Raw genomic sequence first — 15,412 nt, 5'->3', positions numbered from 1 at the left:
TCGTCAGCGTTTGCCGAGCGGGACCAGGAGGTGGTCGATCCGGTCCAGTACGCGATGTTGCGCGGGATTGAGAGTCTGTTCGCTCAGCTTGCCGATCAGCGCCGAGGCCTGCGGGTCGAGCGGAGTCAGCGCGGCCAGCCGCTGCAGCAGCGGTGCCAGGTAGGCCGCCAGTTCCTGGACCAGCGAGGAGATCTCCGCCTCCGGGGCGTCGGGCGGTAGGGCGTAGAAGCGTGCCATGAGCGGTTCGGCCGCGGCCATCTCCGCGTCGATCTCACCGAACAGCGCGGCGATTCGGGCCGGACCGTCGTCACCGAGCAGATGCCCGAGCAGGACCAGTTGCTCGCGTTCGTAGCGGACCATCTCCGCCGGAGTATCCGCCGCGGGCGCGGAATGCCACGGGGACAGCTCCGGCGGCAGGTCCGGCGGGGCACCGGTGCGACGCAGCGCGGCGATACTGGCCCGACGGGCCGTGAGCTGTTCGATCTCGGCGGCGGCTCGGCGATCGAGGTCGTCGAGCAGTTCCGCCGCGGTGGTCGGATCATCCAGCACCGCGGGCAGTGCGGACAGCGGAATGCCGAGCGCGGTCATCCGGGTGATGCGAAGGAGCCGGACCAGATGGCCGACGTCGTAGCGCCGGTACCCGGCGGACGAGCGCGGCGGCTCGGGCAACAACCCGATCTGGTGATAGTGGCGCAGCGTGCGGACAGTGACCCCGGCCAGGTCGGCGAGTTCGCTACTGAGCATGGGTGTCCCCTTCGAGTCCGGATCGCGCCTGAACCATCGTCAGCCATGGTCCGCCACAGAGTTCGCGGACCGGAAGCCGGGCCCGCGGCTCATCGGGAAGTACGGCGGCACAGGCAGACCCACCCGGTGGCGGCACCATCGCTACCGCTCCGGCGCGGACAACTCCCGATCCCACTCCTTACCGCGGTGACGCGCGGCGATGAGGTCGGCGGCGGCCACGAGCAGCCACCCGCCGAATGCGGCGCCGACCACGGTGATCGCCGCCGCGCCGATGCCGTTCATCAACGCCGCCACCGGCTGCCGGGGTCGGTCGACCGGTGTGCCGGAGGGGTCGAGCCACACCGAGATCCGATCGCCCTGTTCGGTGTAGCGCGTGACCGGCACGGTGGCGACGACCGTGCCCGCCTCCGTGTTCCAGCGCACCCGGGCCTGTCGCACGTGGGACGGCTGGTATTCGGGTCGTTCCGTCACCACCGCCTCGACCATCGTGCGCTGTGCGTGCTCGGCACGGATCAGCACGGCGTCGTCGTGGTAGGCGATCGTCCCCACCGTGCCGGCGATCGGCACCGAAGCCAGGACGACGAGCACGGCAAGCAGGCGGACGAAGGCCCGCAGGCGATCCGGCCACCGCATCAGCGGGTTGGTGCTCCACGGCCGACACCGCCACCAGCGCAGCAGCAGCGCGGCCGGACCATCGATGCGGAATGTCGACGATGTCATCACGGTCACCTCGCAGCCGGTCAGCCGGTCAGGTCGCGGCGCCGGAACCCGAGCAGACCCGCTCCCGCGATGACCGCGGCCACCACCAGCAGGGCAACCAGCGCCGACGGGTCGATGTCGTCCATCGGTACCGGTGCGGTGTGCCGGAGCGGCGAGGCCGCCGCGAACCAGCCGGGCAGACCGAACGCGTCGGCGAAGATGGTCGCCACCGCGACATATCCGAAGTAGACCCAGGTGAGAGTGGCCGAGACACGGGGACACCAGCCGACCGCGGCGGTCGCGACGGCCACGATCACCCAGACCGCGGGCACGTACACCGCGGCGGCGAGCGCCAGCCGCGGCGCCTGGCTCAGCTCGTGGACGGTCACGCCGTAGGCCAACCCGGTGCCGAGGCCGCCCGCGATCAGCACGGCCGCGCTGCCCGCCATGGCCACCGCGAGATACCCGCTCAGCCACCACACGCGTCCCACCGGTCCGGCCAGGATCAGCTCCGCGCGACCGGACGACTCCTCACCACGCGCACGCAGTACGCCGCCGATTCCGTAGGCCGCGGCCGGTAGCGCCAGCATCGAGAGGGTCAGTGCCAGATACGAATTCACGGCGTCCTGAGCATCACCGGCCAGGTAGGCCGCGATCTCGGGGTTGTCGCGCAAGAACTCCTCGATGCTGTCGGCGAAGGACCCGTAGGCGATGCCCAACACGAAAACCCCGACGCACCAGGCCGATATCGCCGCCCGCTGCAACCGCCAGACCAGGCCGATCGAGGAACCCAGCAGCGGGGACGCCGTCGCGCGGCCCGTCCGGTATCGCAGCAGTCCCGCGCCGAAATCGCGGCGCTCCGACAGCAGGAACGCGACGGCGATCAGCGACGACGACGCGACGACGAACAGCGCGATCGGCCACCAGCGATCGGCGACGTAGGGCAGCGTGCGCTGACCCCACCCGATGGGCGAGGTCCAGGACACGGCGTCGGGACCCACATCGCCCACGGCGCGCAGGATGTAGGCCGCCGCGATGAGGGCGGTCACCGCGCCGTAGACCGTGCGCGGATTCTCGAACACCTGCGCGGCCACCGCGGTCGCCGCCGCGAAGGTGAAACCGACACCACCGATCGCCACCCCGAGCAGCAACGAGCCCGCCACCGGCAGTCCGGTCAGCGCCGCGGCGCCGCCGACGACCACGGCGACCGCCACATCGGCGATCAGCGCCGTGCCGAGGGCCGCGGTCATCGGGGCGCGGCGCCCCACCCGCGCCGACCTGACCAGTTCGGCCCGCCCCGACTCCTCGTCGGACCGTGTGTTGCGGCCGATCAGGAACATGTTCATCAGCGCGGCGGTGATCGCGAGGTAGGCGAAGATCTCGAAGACGACCTCGCCGCCGATCGTGTCGAGCAGACGCGTCGGTCCACCCATCGCGACGGCGGCCGCGTTCGCGCTCATGGTCTCCCGCAGCTGTGCCAGCTTCTCCGGTGTGTCGTACAGGGACTGGCTGCTCGTCGACTGCACCGCCATCAGCGTGCCGATCCCGGCCAGCCACCACGGCACGGTCCAGCGTTCCCGGCGGATCGTGAAGCGCACCAGCGTCGCGGCGCCCGCGATGCCGAGCTTCGACGGGGCCGTGCTCGGGGTGGTCACGACGCCACCGGGTCGGGCGCGTTGGCGTAGTGCCGGAGGAAGATGTCCTCCAGCGTCGCCTCGGCACAGGTCATCTCGACGACGCCGAGCCCGGCCAGCGCGCGCAGCACGTCGTCGTAGCGCACGGTGTCGACCTCGAAACGCGCCTGTCGCCCGTCCACGGTCAGGTTGCGGACGCCGGGCACGGCGGACAGCGACGCGGCCGACCGCTCGGTCTCGACGGTGATCGTGGTGGCGCGCAGCTGCCGCAGGTCGGTGAGGGAGCCGCTGTCGACGGTGCGGCCGTGGCGGATGATGCTCACCCGATCGCACAGCGCTTCGACCTCGGCGAGGATGTGGCTCGACAGCAGTACGGTGCGTCCGTCGTCGACGAGTTCACGGACACATCGCTGGAACTCCACCTCCTTGAGCGGGTCGAGGCCGACGGTCGGCTCGTCGAAGAGGAACAGTTCGGCGTCGGAGGCCAGCGCGGCCACCAGTGCCACCTTCTGCCGGTTGCCCTTGGAGTAGGCGCGGCCCTTCACCGACGGATCCAGATCGAACCGTTCCAGCAGCTCGGCCCGGCGCCGCGGATCGATGCCACCGCGGAGCTCGCCGAGCAGATCGATGGTCTCGCCGCCGGTGATGCCCGGCCAGAGCGTGACCTCGCCGGGGACATAGGCCAGCCGGGCGTGCACGGCGACCGCGTCGGACCACGGATCGGCGCCGAGCAGGCGCACCGTGCCCGCATCGGCGCGCAGCAGGCCGAGCAGGATTCGGATGGTGGTGGTCTTGCCGGCGCCGTTGGGTCCGAGAAAGCCGTGGACCTCGCCGGTCCGGACGGTGAGCTCGAGCCGGTCCAGCGCGGTGGTCCGGCCGAATCGTTTCGTCAGGCCCGCGATGACGATGGCGGGGGCGCTGTCTGTGGTCATGATTCCATCGTCGTCCGCGGCGGACCGGCGGTGGAGAGCCGAGAGTCGCGGTTCGAGTCCGCGATGGTCGCCTCGAAAGACGGCAGGCCGAGGACCTATGCCAGCACCCGGGGGGACCTTCGGCCGTATCGGCCGGTCCGGGCACGGACCACGCTGGAAACAACACTCGACCAGCAGCCGAACGGCAAGGGAGAGGAACCCGTCATGACCATTCCGGGAGATCCGAAGCAGCCGGTCGTCGTCGGTGTCGACGGTTCGGAACCGTCGCGCCGGGCGCTGTACTGGGCCGCCTACTACGCCGCGCACCACCGGGTGCCGTTGCGGGTCGTCCACGCGGCGGAGTTCCCACTCGACTACGGCCCGGGTCTGACCGGCCCGGTCTACGATCTCGAAGCGCTGCGCAGGCACGGCGAAGCGGTCGTCTCCGCCGCCGCGGCGGAAGCCGGCGAGCTCACCGCACCGATCGCCGACATCGTCATCGCGACCGATGCCGTGGCGGGGCCCGCGGTCCAGGTGCTCCGGGACCACAGCGAATCGGCGCGGCTGGTGGTCGTCGGCAGCCGCGGGCTCGGCGCCATCCGACGGACGCTGCTCGGCTCGGTCAGCACCTCCCTCGCCCGGCACGCGCTGTGCCCGGTCGCGGTGGTCCCGGAATCGACGACGCCGCTCGGTGCCGCCGTGGTGGTGGGCGTCGACGGCTCACCGTGCAGTGTCGACGCGGTCGCCATCGCCTTCGACGAAGCGGCCCGGCGCGGTGCCCGGCTGGTGGCGGTGCACGCCTGGTCGGGGTCCTACCGCAACGAGGCACACGCGACGATGCAGGCCGAAGCCGAAGCGGTGCTCGCGGAGAGTCTCGCCGGGTACGCGGAGAAGTATCCCGAGGTCGCGGTCGAACGCATCGTCGTCGAGGAGCGTCCGGCGAGAGCCGTCCTCGCGGCCGGTGCCGATGCCCAGCTGATCGTCGTCGGCAGCCACGGTCGCGGTGGCTTCGCCGAGATGACCCTCGGCTCGGTCGCCCAGGCCGTCCTCCACGGCGCCACCTGCCCGCTGATCATCGCCCGGCCCGGCGTCGGTCACTGATGGCGATGTGCTCGACGTCCGCCATCACCCTGGCATCACGCAGGGATCGCCAATAGACCGCGGGCAATGCCACCGAACACTGTGTGGTCAGGTCGATTTCGCGCTGCAGCAGCAGTCCGTAGGTGAAGGTCGACTCCCCCGCGTTCTCCGCCGTCCTGGTGATCTGGATCAGGTGGTGTTTGGCCACCGCCGCGTCCTGGTGCTCGCCGAGCAGGTCCTGCACCGCCTTCAACCCCTCGCAGGCCTGTGTGCTGCGCGACGGTGCGAGATCGTGCACGCTCTCGAGGTAATAGCGGGTGCGCCGGATCGCTTTGCGCAACGCGTGGACCGCCGCGTCGCGCGCGTCCTCCTCCCGCGCCGACTCGATCGCGCGCATCCGCGACCGCACGCGCTCCAGGAGCGCGCTGAGCACCTCCTCGTGATCCACGTCGTCGATCCCGGCCACGATCCCACCGCGCAGCAACCGTTCCTCGGCCATCATGTCCTCGATCATGGTGGGAAACCGGGGTGAGCCGAGCAGGCCGCGCGCGGCCACCCACGCGAGTCTGGCTCGCTCGCCGAAGTATTCGGTGATCCTCGCGTTCACCGGACCGCGGACATAGCGCGGCCGCAGCACGTCCACGGCGGCGTGCAGCCGGGCCGACTGCGTCCGCAGCTCGTGCGCTGCCCCGAGGTTGATGCCGAACCAGCGCAGTTCCTCGATCAGCCTGCGGACCTCCGGCTCCGAACGCACCGTTCGCCGATGTGCGCTCAGCGCACTGCGCGCCCGTCGCGCCGCGATCACCATCCCGGGCACAGAATCCGGATCGTCGTGGGTCTCGACGGTGATCTGCCCGTCCAGGATCGTCTCCCGCTGTGTGTGCAGGTAGTCGGCGAGCAGGGTGCTCGCGACTGCGGGATCGGCTGGAGTGCGCGTGTCGGCGGGGATCTCGATCTTCATCACAGGCCTGCCTCGGTGAGTGGATGAGAGGTTCTGCTTCCAGCCTGCGCCCCGCGCGGTCGCCGACCCAGGGCCGTTCGTCCCCGCCGGTCCCCGATCGGGGTGCTCTCGACGACGACCTAATACCCCCGCGACGTGGGCAATCCGCCTCTCCTCCACACAGCCGGTCCCCTGCGGCTCGTCATCACACCGGACGGTCGCGCAGGCGGCGGACCGCGTCGTCCATGTGCTCGACGAGCAGGGCACGCGCGCGGTCCGGGGAACCCGTGCCGATCGCTTCGCGCAATTCGACGTGTTCGCGCGCTTGTTCGCGCAGGTCCGGGTAGGTGGTCTGGAGTGCCCCGAGGCACATGCGGGTTTCGATGAGCAGGGTGCGGGCGGCGCGGACCAGGCGGGGACTGTCGGTGGCGGTGACGAGGGCTTCGTGGAAGGCTTGATCGGCGTCGGAGACACCGGTGGCGTCGCCCGCTTCGGCCGTGGCGAGCATGGCGGTGACGCTGGGTTCCAGTGCGGCATAGGCGATCTCGCGGCGGCCGTCAAGGAGCAGTTCCAGCGCGCCGCCTTCCAGGGCGGTGCGGGCGCGGTAGATGTCGACGACGTCGTCGGTGGTGAGTTCGATGACGAAGATGCCGCGGTTGCGGATGCTGAAGAGCAGCCCCTCCTGGACGAGGCGCTGCATGGCCTCGCGGACGGGTCCGCGCGAGACACCGAAGCCGGCCGCCAGGTCGGCTTCACCGAGCTGGGCGCCGGGGGCCAGTGCGCCGCGCATGATCGCCTCGCGCAGCCGGTCGGCGATCATCTCCGCGGTCGACTGCTGGTTGACCGGCTCGAAATCAATGATCGACATGCCGGCTCCCCCGCGCGAACAGCGCGCCGAGTTCGGGCGCGACCGGGGTGACCCCGGCCAGCCGCAGACCTTCCCAGATGGTGACCTGGTTCGCCGTGAGCACCGGCTTGCCGAGCGCGGCTTCGAGTTTCGGGAGCACTTCGAGAGTATGCATGGCGGTGTCGGGGACGAGCAGCGCCTGGGCGTCGACGTGATCGTTGGTGACGGCCAGCGTCAGGACCTGGTCGGGGGTCAGGGTGCCGACCTCGGCGGCGGTGTCGATCCCGGCACTCGACATCGACACGACCTCGATGCCCGCGTCGGCCAGGAAGTCGACGAACAGTCGTGCGACGTCCTCGGGATAACTCGCGACGACGGCGACGCGCCGCACCCCGAGCGCCCGCGCCGCTTCGACGAAGGCGAAACTCGTGCTCGACGCGGGTACCCCGGCCGCTGCGGCCAGGCTCTCGACCTGTCCACGAGCACCGTCCGGGCCGTAGACGAAACTGCCCGAGGTGCAGGCCCAGACGACGGCGGCGGGTTCGTCGGGGGCGAGCAGTTCGGCGCCATGGCGCAGTTTCTCGGGGCTGCCGAGGTCGAGGAGTTCGGGGATCGCGTGCAGGTCGGTGCCGTAGATGTGCGCCACCGGCAATGCGGCGTCGAGCAGGGCCGCGGCGCGCGGGTAGTCGTCCTCGGCGGCGTGGTCGGGATAGATGAACCCTATTGTCGGCGTTGGCATCTCACTCCGTTCAGAACACATCGACGAGCCATTTCCCCGGTCCCATCATCGGTAGTTTCATTCGGCCGAGGCAGGCCCACATGGTCAGTTGGTTGGCGGTGAGGACGGGTTTGCCGAGTGCCCGTTCGAGCGGTTCGATCACGTCGTAGGTCGGCAGGTTGGTACAGCTGACGAAGATCGCCTCCGAGCGCGGGTCGTCGGCGCGCAGGATCCGTTCGGCGATGGTGCGGTAGTTGACCTTCCAGATACCGCCGCCCAGCCCGAGGTGATCGGACTTGATCGTGGTGCAGCCCGCTTCGTCGAGGAAGTCGCGCAGTTTGCCGGTGAGGATCTCGTCGTAGGGCGTGATGACCGACATGCGGGTGAGGTTCAGGCGCCTGATCGCCTCCACCAGGGCGCCGGAGGTGGTCACCGCGTCGGGCGCACCGGCCAGACAGATCGTTTCCCGCAGTGACCGCTCATAGGCGAGCCCGTTGATGAAACTGCCCGACGTGCAGAGGTAGGCGACGACTTCCGGTTCCACGTGCAGCACGTCATGGGTGGCCGCGGTCAGGTGCAGCGGGTTCGACACCAGTTCGGCCATGGCCAGCGACACCGGCACGGGTTCATAGGGTGTGCGGGCCAGGTGCAGACTCACCTCCAGGGGCGCCCACCGCCACAGTTCCCGTTCGAGGGCGAGGTCGAACGGCGCGATCACGCCGATACCTCGTTGGGCTACCGGCCCGTCGATGTCCGGGAAGCTGAACTCCACTTCGGCCCCTCTCGCGCTCAGCCGGGCAGACCTCCGAACACGATCGGATTGTTGACAATCATACGATCTGAACTTACGGTGTCAATGTGGAAAACGGGCCGATTGTCACCGTCCTACATCGTGACAGTGCGCCCGAATCGGACCTCATGGCCCCGGTCGCCCAGCGCGCCGACGTGCGCTATACCGAGGCCGACGGGCTCGCCGATGCGCTACGCGGCGCCGATGTGTTGTTCGTCTACGACTTCCAGACCCGCGCCGTACCGGGCGCCTGGCACAGCGCCGACCGCCTGCGCTGGCTGCACATGGGCGGCGTCGGCGTGGATCCGGTGATGTTCCCGGAGCTGCGCGCCTCCGAGGTGGTGGTCACCAATACCCGCAACGTGTTCGACACCGCCATCGCCGAATACGTTCTCGGGCAGATCATCTCCTTCGCCAAGGATCTCCCCGGCTCGATCCGGTTGCAGCAGCGGCAGGAATGGCGCCACCGCGAATCCGAACGCGTGGCCGGGGCGACGGCGCTGATCGTGGGCACCGGCTCGATCGGGCGGACCATCGCGCGACTGTTGCGCGCCGCGGGAATGACGGTGCGCGGGGTCGGCCGCCGCGCCCGCACCGGCGATCCGGATTTCGGCACCGTCAGCGCCGATCTCCACGCCGAACTGCCCCGCGCCGACTACGTGATCGCGATCGCGCCGCTCACCGCGCAGACCAGGCACATGTTCGACGCCGCCGCGTTCGCGGCGATGAAACCCCATGCCAGGTTTGTCAATGTCGGGCGCGGGGAATCCGTGGTTACCGACGATCTCGTGGCCGCGCTCACCGACGGCTCGATCGCCGGGGCCGCGCTGGACGTGGTCGACCCGGAACCGCTGCCTGTCGGTCATCCGCTGTGGGATCTGCCGAATGTGGTGCTCACGCCCCACAATTCGGGCGATTTCCACGGGTGGCGCACCGAGATCGTGCGCGCATTCACCGACAACTTCGGCCGGTGGGCAGCGGGTCTGCCACTGGACAACGTTGTCGACAAGACGCTCGGGTACGTGCCCGGCTGAAGGAGCCCCGCCATGACGCAGCCCGACCCCGGTCTCCCCACCGATCCCACCGCGATGACCGCGGTGCAGCTGGTCTCGGCCTACGCGGCCGGGCAGCTCTCCCCCGTCGAGGCCACCCAGGCCTGCCTGGACGCCATCGCCACCCGCGACGGCGCGCTCAACGCCTTCTGCCTGGTCGACCCGGATCGGGCGCTGGTGCAGGCCAAGGATTCCGAGGCGCGCTGGCAGTCGGGCAATCCGCGCGGCCTGCTCGACGGCGTGCCGATCTCCATCAAGGACATCTTCCTGACCGAGGGCTGGCCGACGCTGCGCGGTTCCACCTGCATCGACGCGGGCGGGCCGTGGACAGTGGACAGTCCGGTGGCCGCCCGGCTGCGCGAGGACGGGATGGTGTTCGTCGGAAAGACGACCACCCCGGAGATCGCGTGGAAGGGCGTCACCGACAGTCCGCTCACCGGGATCACCCGCAATCCCGCCGATCCCGCGACGACCGCAGGCGGTTCGTCCGGTGGCAGCGCGGCGGCGGTGGCGGGCGGGATGACGCCGGTCTCGGTCGGCACCGACGGCGGCGGCAGCATCCGGATTCCGGCCTCGTTCTGCGGAATCGTCGGTTTCAAACCGACCCACGGGCGCGTTCCGCTCTACCCGGCCAGCCCGTTCGGGCCGCTCGCGCACGCCGGCCCGATGACGCGCACCGTCGAGGACGCGGCACTGCTGATGGACATCCTCTCGCTACCCGACCCACGCGACCCCACGGCGCTGGCACCCACCTTCACGACCTTCCGCAGCCAGATGCAGCGGGATGTACGCGGACTGTCGGTCGGCTACTCCGCCACACTCGGCTACGCGCGCGTCGACCCCGAGGTCGCCGAGATCGTCGCGGCCGCGGTCGGCCGGCTCGCCCAGGCCGATCTCACCATCGACGCCGTCGATCCCGGATTCCCCGATCCGCGTGCGGCATTCGAGACACTGTGGGCGGCGGGAGCGGCCACCATGCTGTCGAAGTTCCCCGCCGGATCCCGCGAGCGAGTGGATCCCGGTCTGGGCGAAGTGTGGGCCCGCGGTGACTCCGTGACCGCCATCGACTACCTCGACGCCCGCCACGTCGCCGCCGAAGTAGGCATCACCATGGGCAACTTCCACACGGCCTACGACGTCCTGATCACCCCCACCATGCCGATCCCCGCCTTCGAAGCCGGCCACGACGTCCCACCGGGCAGCGCCCTGACCGGCTGGCCCGCCTGGACCCCCTTCACCTACCCCTTCAACATGACCCAGCAACCCGCCATCAGCATCCCCGTCGGCACCACCCGCACCGGCCTCCCGGTCGGCCTCCAGATCGTGGGCCCCCGCCACTCCGACGACCTGATCCTCGCCGTCGCCCGCCACGCCGAATCGGTGCTGAACAGCTGAAATCGGCAGGCGTGACAGTGCTCCCCACGTGAGGTCTGGTACGAAGAGTCCTCAGGGACGGCACCGCTAGGGTCGAGATGTGGGGAACCATTTCAGCGTGGATGCGGTCGGGATGAACATCAACATGACCAACGGCGCCACCGACGTGTTCTGCGATGTGATCGCACTGGCCGGTTCCGCCGTGGCGAGCACGGTCTGGCAGCAGAACCTGGTGCTGCACTTCTGCGACCTGGCGCGATACGCCCGCGGCACGGCCGGATTCGACCTCGCCGAACTGCCGTGGACCCAGAACCACCGACAGGAACAGCAGTTCTTCATCGAGCTCCTCGACCGCGCGATCCGTCGAACCGATTGGCACAAGCTGCACTACACCCCGGCGATCGATGACCACCTCGATGCCTTCCTGCGGATGCTTACGACGTTCCGTGCCGACAGGACGGCCGACTCGAGTTTCGGTGACTGGACCATCGCCCCGAACCCGTCTCACCTCGACAGGTGCACCCGACACGGTATTTTCCAGGGCGAGTTCGAATGCCGCCTGTGCGATCCCTCCACACAACCGTGCGACGCACCCGCCCCGTCAACGAGCCACTCGACCATCGAGCCGGCAATTGGCTGCACAAGGTCATCACCTGACCACCGGCGCGATGCTCGGTCCTGAACGTCCGCCCCGTACTGGCACAGTGATCGACCGTGTGGGGGAGAGCCCGCGGCCGCTGAGTCGACAGTCGTCAATCGGTGGCACTCAAGGACAGGCGAGCCGCGTGCGTGCGGGATACCAAGACGAAATCATCCCAGATGTTGGCGTAATAGCCGTCCGGTTGGATCTCCACCTTTGCCGCGAATCGGATGGTGCCGAGCAAGCTCTCGACGTCGCGGGCGTAATCGTCTATCAGCGCGTCCAGCACGCCATCATGCGCCGACGGCCCCAGCGGTGGGGACATCCGACGGACCGCGCTGCGGAAGTGCTCTGGCCATCGTGAAACCGGCTTTATCACTACGGTGTCGACAACCGGGTCAGTTACGACGCGGAGTATGCGATCCCGCAGTGGCGTACGGCGGATGAAGAGCTCGCCATCCAACGCAATGACTGGATCGAGGCCGATGCTGACGTCGTGGTTGGTGGCCCACATCGTTTCCTCGAGTAGAAGCGCAGCGTTGGCCGCCGCTGACAACAGGGACCGGTCCGCCGGATCGGCATGGTCGCAACTGTGGCCAGTCTTCTTTCCCATGAACAGAGTATCGATCAGCGATCGGAGCCAAGCGACCGATTTCGTCTGCTGGGACCGCCGAACGAAAAGCCCGGCCATGCCCGCTTTCGGACCGTCCGAGTCGAGGAGGTCCAGTGCACGCCATCGTGCCGGGTTCCGTGGGCTTGTCATCGCCTGGCATGGTCTTGTGGGTGGGTATCTGGACAGACCAATTCCTCGCCCCCTACGAGGCGTACCTGCCGGAAGTGGCGGACTTCGCCGAGTTGGCGGCAAGCATGATTCGGTATCAGGTAGCGTGCGCGCCCTGGACACTGGTCGCCGGTGACCTGTCTGCCAATACCGAACAGCCCTCTATCGGGCTGCTCGGCGAGATCCGATCAGATGTCCGCGCCGGTTCGCTGACCGTGGGCGGCAAACGAACCACCGACACTTTTGGCCGCACCGACCAGGAGCAGGGTCAGGTTCCGCCATGGGGCCAGGCCGTGGAATCGGGACGGGTGCTGACAACCGGGAGCGACCCGTCAGAAATCGCGCCCGCACTCTCCGCCGCCCCATACGGGCGAGAGGACATCGCCATCGTCTTCGACCGGCTCGACTTCGGCAATCATGAAGTGCAGAACTACTTCTGGACGGAGGACAGCCGAATCCTGTTGACCTGTTTCGCGCTCGCCCGCCCGCAAGACCGGCCGTTGTTCGCCGATACGCTCGCTGATCCGGACAACGGCCCTGTGCACCCGGTGCAGGCATTCGTGTCGGTCGGCTACAAGCTCGGTGGAGACCGCTATCCGTGCCCGGCTATCGCCGATGCCGTGGTGCGAATGCTCGGTCCAGGCCTGGTGGTAGGTCAGACGATGGGATGAACCGCCCCGATACCTCCATTCGGCGAGGCAGGCACAGGCGCTGGTGGCCGCCTCGGTGACCAGGCCACCGCGAAAGTCTCGCTGAGCATCGCGTATCGCCGCGGGTCGCATGACAAAAGGAAGCTGACAGCCCGGCCGAACGTACCCTCGTGTCGGTTTCAGAACGATGTCACATCACTTGTTTCCCGGCGTATCCCGAGTTCAGCTGCCAGGTAGGCCAGATCGTCATCGAAATTCTGGCAGAAGGCGGTGAAGTTCAGGTGCTGCGGGTTGTCCACAGAAAGGACGCTCCGGAACGTCTCGGCGGTGCGGGTCGCAAGTGCGCGCCGCCAGGGACGCGTTTCGGTCTCAGAATTCGGATCGACCCACAGCGGCGCGTCGATCTCCGGCAGGCTGTCGGACTCGGACCATCCCAGCTCGTACATTCGGCGACGGCAATCCTCTGGGCTGAGCTCGCCATGGTCATGAAGGATGACCTCGGGCAACACATCCAACTCGCAGTAGAACTGGACGAAACTGGAGACTCCGGTGCACGACGGCGCCGAGATGATCAGCACTCCGCTCCACGGCATCGTCGTCAGCACCCACTCCAGTCGATCGACGAAATCAGCCCAGTCGGTGCATTGTTCAGCACGGCCGCGCCGTGTGGGCCGGTCCGGGACCGCCACCGAGGCCAAACCCCATCCGGTGTCGTCTCCCGGTCGATCGCGTCCCCAGACGCTCGATCGCAGATGATCAGGGCTCATACCGAGTACATCGCGCATCACCTCGATCACCGACAGACAGACTATGGCCGGCCGCTGCGCGCTGCCCGCTGACTGCCGCCACCCCGACTCCCATTGGCGCGGACCGTCGATGGGAGGACTGAACGTCCCGTCATCGTCTTCCTCGAGATAGAGATATCGTTCCCTCCACAGGTGGTCGGGATCGTTCCGGCAGTAGGCCGATAGGGCGGCCGCGTGGTGCTCATTGTCGGGTACGTCGATGAATACCTGCACGTCATTGCCGTTGGCGAAGAACTCGACTCGATAGCCGGTGCGGTGATCCCGCAGCTGGATGTGGCGTCCGTTCATCGAATGTTGCCAGTCGTCGTCGTTCCAGTCCGGCTCGAAGAACCACCGCATCCGCTCCAACAAAGCCGCCCACTGTGCCACGCTGAATTCCCTCTCCAAGGTCCGACCAGAACAACGTACCGGCAGCTCATGACAGCATTCGCCGAATATGCCATTCGCTGATCGCGCTGAGGCTAGTAGATCAACTCGATGCCTCGAGACCGCAAGACCGTCCTGAGATGGGGCGCCAGCAATTCCGCACCTAGAACCCGCTTCAAATTCGGGAGGAGATGGAGGTCGTCGAGACGGGCGACGTCGAACTGCTCGCCCTCGCCGTCCCAGTGCGGGCAGCATTCGGCGTAAATCCGGCTGCCTCCGTCGAAGATGAGCTGTTCAATCCCTGCGAGCAGTTCGGCAGAAAGCTCGAGACTCTCGAAGTGGGCTCGAGCTTCCGGCATGACCTGGTCGAAGTAGTTGTCGGTGGAGTACCCCCAGAGGTCACCGTCGAAGCCCTGGGCTACCAGCGTGTCCTCGAGGGACCACGGCGCGAGCTTGGGAGACTCGCCGTACATGAGTTCTTCGACAACTGCGAGTTTGAGATTGAAGTCCACGAACGTAGTCACACGCCCAATCTAGCGTCGGCCTACGACAACCATGTCGTGACGATCTTCGAACCAGTCGACCTCGGAGCATCAGTGTCGGCAGGTGCCGGTCTTGATCGCGTCCGAACATCGATGATGCCGCTTGCTGCGTGGTCGCGAACGTCCGCATCTACGGATGACGGCGCAGTCGCATCTGTTGTGATCGAGTTTGTCGGGGTTCGGTAATACTGTGCGGCGGTGGCAGATATCTATGAGCTCCTGATCTCGGTGGGCCTTCGCGCCGACCTCTCCGGCGAGGACATCGCGGAGTTGCGCTGGCAGGTGGGAGAGGGCGAAGCGCCCACTGATGAGCGTCGGCTCTCACGGGGGTACGTCTGTGTTGTGGAAGGTGAAGACGGGGAACTCGTCTGCACCGATCCACAACCGTTCCTGAGCCAGGACGGGCCCGCGTGGAAGATTGACGGAACGCTCAGCTCGAGCTTCCGAAAGACCTCGACCGGCTGGCACCTCGACGCCCGACAAGAGGTGCACCCCGAGGATTTCGAGATGCTGGAGCCACTGCTGATCTGGCTGTATCGACACGTCGATTTCCGGGCGATCGCAGCAGATGGTTCGGTCGAACTCGGCCGACTGCGCTGGTACGAAGACACCGATTCTCGACCTCTCGTCATACGCGACAACCAAGTCTTCTGGCCGTAATCCGTCTTTCGCCAACCGTGCGTTGTCGCGGTCACGGCCGGGTGAGCGGGTTCCCTGCGCGCGGTCCAGTGCGCGAAAGATCCCGATGAATGGGAACCCCGCATTTGATTCGGGTGAACAGCTGCTTCTGTGATACACGCCACTCCGGATTCCGGTTCTTCGGCATACCTGAAGTGGC

Annotated in this window: 17 protein-coding genes; 6 read left to right on the top strand and 11 right to left on the bottom strand. The window is 67.9% G+C overall.

Annotated elements, in window-relative coordinates; genetic code table 11:
• Window positions 1–3: 3 nt before the first annotated feature.
• From ACFVVM_RS03335 to ACFVVM_RS03320, 4 genes are all read right to left on the bottom strand, one after another.
• A complete protein-coding gene (locus ACFVVM_RS03335) occupies window positions 4–744 on the bottom strand; it encodes a MerR family transcriptional regulator (protein WP_387612516.1) in 741 nt (246 codons plus the stop codon).
• 141 nt (window positions 745–885) lie between these two features.
• Window positions 886–1,464 (bottom strand): hypothetical protein, encoded by a 579-nt coding sequence (locus ACFVVM_RS03330; protein ID WP_387612514.1) that lies wholly within the window; start codon window positions 1,462–1,464, stop codon window positions 886–888.
• Between the two features lie 20 nt (window positions 1,465–1,484).
• Complete coding sequence (locus ACFVVM_RS03325; protein WP_387612513.1) at window positions 1,485–3,098, bottom strand: ABC transporter permease; 1,614 nt, start codon at window positions 3,096–3,098, stop codon at window positions 1,485–1,487.
• A complete protein-coding gene (locus ACFVVM_RS03320; RefSeq protein ID WP_387612511.1) occupies window positions 3,095–4,009 on the bottom strand; it encodes an ATP-binding cassette domain-containing protein in 915 nt (304 codons plus the stop codon). Before ACFVVM_RS03320 ends, ACFVVM_RS03325 begins: the two co-directional genes overlap by 4 nt.
• A 204-nt stretch (window positions 4,010–4,213) precedes the next feature.
• Here ACFVVM_RS03320 and ACFVVM_RS03315 point away from each other — a divergent pair, with 204 nt between their 5' ends.
• Window positions 4,214–5,089, top strand: coding sequence for a universal stress protein (locus ACFVVM_RS03315; protein WP_387612509.1), 876 nt, complete (start codon window positions 4,214–4,216; stop codon window positions 5,087–5,089).
• Here ACFVVM_RS03315 and ACFVVM_RS03310 read toward each other — a convergent pair.
• The 4 genes from ACFVVM_RS03310 to ACFVVM_RS03295 form a co-directional block, all read right to left on the bottom strand.
• Complete coding sequence (locus ACFVVM_RS03310; protein WP_387612507.1) at window positions 5,061–6,029, bottom strand: CHAD domain-containing protein; 969 nt, start codon at window positions 6,027–6,029, stop codon at window positions 5,061–5,063. The two genes, ACFVVM_RS03315 and ACFVVM_RS03310, sit on opposite strands and share 29 nt — an antisense overlap.
• Before the next feature lie 184 nt (window positions 6,030–6,213).
• Complete coding sequence (locus ACFVVM_RS03305) at window positions 6,214–6,876, bottom strand: GntR family transcriptional regulator (RefSeq protein WP_387612505.1); 663 nt, start codon at window positions 6,874–6,876, stop codon at window positions 6,214–6,216.
• On the bottom strand, window positions 6,863–7,594 hold the full coding sequence (locus ACFVVM_RS03300) for a maleate cis-trans isomerase (RefSeq protein ID WP_387612503.1): 732 nt from the start codon (window positions 7,592–7,594) through the stop codon (window positions 6,863–6,865). Before ACFVVM_RS03300 ends, ACFVVM_RS03305 begins: the two co-directional genes overlap by 14 nt.
• Before the next feature lie 10 nt (window positions 7,595–7,604).
• The gene (locus tag ACFVVM_RS03295; RefSeq protein ID WP_387612502.1) at window positions 7,605–8,345 is read right to left on the bottom strand and encodes an Asp/Glu/hydantoin racemase; all 741 of its coding nucleotides are present in this window, start codon (window positions 8,343–8,345) and stop codon (window positions 7,605–7,607) included.
• An 86-nt stretch (window positions 8,346–8,431) separates the two neighbouring features.
• Between ACFVVM_RS03295 and ACFVVM_RS03290 the strand changes: the two genes are divergently transcribed.
• From ACFVVM_RS03290 to ACFVVM_RS03280, 3 genes are all read left to right on the top strand, one after another.
• Entirely contained in the window at window positions 8,432–9,397 is a 966-nt protein-coding gene (locus tag ACFVVM_RS03290; RefSeq protein ID WP_387612500.1) for a D-2-hydroxyacid dehydrogenase, read from the top strand.
• A 12-nt stretch (window positions 9,398–9,409) separates the two neighbouring features.
• On the top strand, window positions 9,410–10,810 hold the full coding sequence (locus tag ACFVVM_RS03285) for an amidase (RefSeq protein ID WP_387612499.1): 1,401 nt from the start codon (window positions 9,410–9,412) through the stop codon (window positions 10,808–10,810).
• Window positions 10,811–10,934: 124 nt separating this feature from the next.
• Window positions 10,935–11,471 (top strand): hypothetical protein, encoded by a 537-nt coding sequence (locus ACFVVM_RS03280; protein ID WP_387612497.1) that lies wholly within the window; start codon window positions 10,935–10,937, stop codon window positions 11,469–11,471.
• Window positions 11,472–11,541: 70 nt separating this feature from the next.
• On the opposite strand, the gene ACFVVM_RS03275 is transcribed toward ACFVVM_RS03280, so the two are convergent.
• On the bottom strand, window positions 11,542–12,042 hold the full coding sequence (locus ACFVVM_RS03275; protein WP_387612495.1) for a hypothetical protein: 501 nt from the start codon (window positions 12,040–12,042) through the stop codon (window positions 11,542–11,544).
• Window positions 12,043–12,155: 113 nt separating this feature from the next.
• Between ACFVVM_RS03275 and ACFVVM_RS03270 the strand changes: the two genes are divergently transcribed.
• Window positions 12,156–12,881: a hypothetical protein gene (locus ACFVVM_RS03270; protein ID WP_387612493.1), complete on the top strand. Its 726-nt coding sequence runs from the start codon at window positions 12,156–12,158 to the stop codon at window positions 12,879–12,881.
• A 158-nt stretch (window positions 12,882–13,039) separates the two neighbouring features.
• On the opposite strand, the gene ACFVVM_RS03265 is transcribed toward ACFVVM_RS03270, so the two are convergent.
• Window positions 13,040–14,035, bottom strand: a complete 996-nt coding sequence (locus ACFVVM_RS03265) for a hypothetical protein (protein WP_387612492.1) — start codon at window positions 14,033–14,035, stop codon at window positions 13,040–13,042.
• A 92-nt stretch (window positions 14,036–14,127) separates the two neighbouring features.
• Complete coding sequence (locus ACFVVM_RS03260) at window positions 14,128–14,556, bottom strand: DUF6892 domain-containing protein (RefSeq protein ID WP_387612490.1); 429 nt, start codon at window positions 14,554–14,556, stop codon at window positions 14,128–14,130.
• Window positions 14,557–14,772: 216 nt separating this feature from the next.
• Here ACFVVM_RS03260 and ACFVVM_RS03255 point away from each other — a divergent pair, with 216 nt between their 5' ends.
• Complete coding sequence (locus ACFVVM_RS03255; protein ID WP_387612488.1) at window positions 14,773–15,234, top strand: hypothetical protein; 462 nt, start codon at window positions 14,773–14,775, stop codon at window positions 15,232–15,234.
• Window positions 15,235–15,412: the final 178 nt, after the last annotated feature.

The sequence above is a fragment of the Nocardia sp. NPDC058176 genome, from assembly GCF_042883805.1.
Taxonomy (GTDB): Bacteria; Actinomycetota; Actinomycetes; order Mycobacteriales; family Mycobacteriaceae; genus Nocardia.
This window is presented reverse-complemented; position numbering and strand designations above follow the sequence as displayed.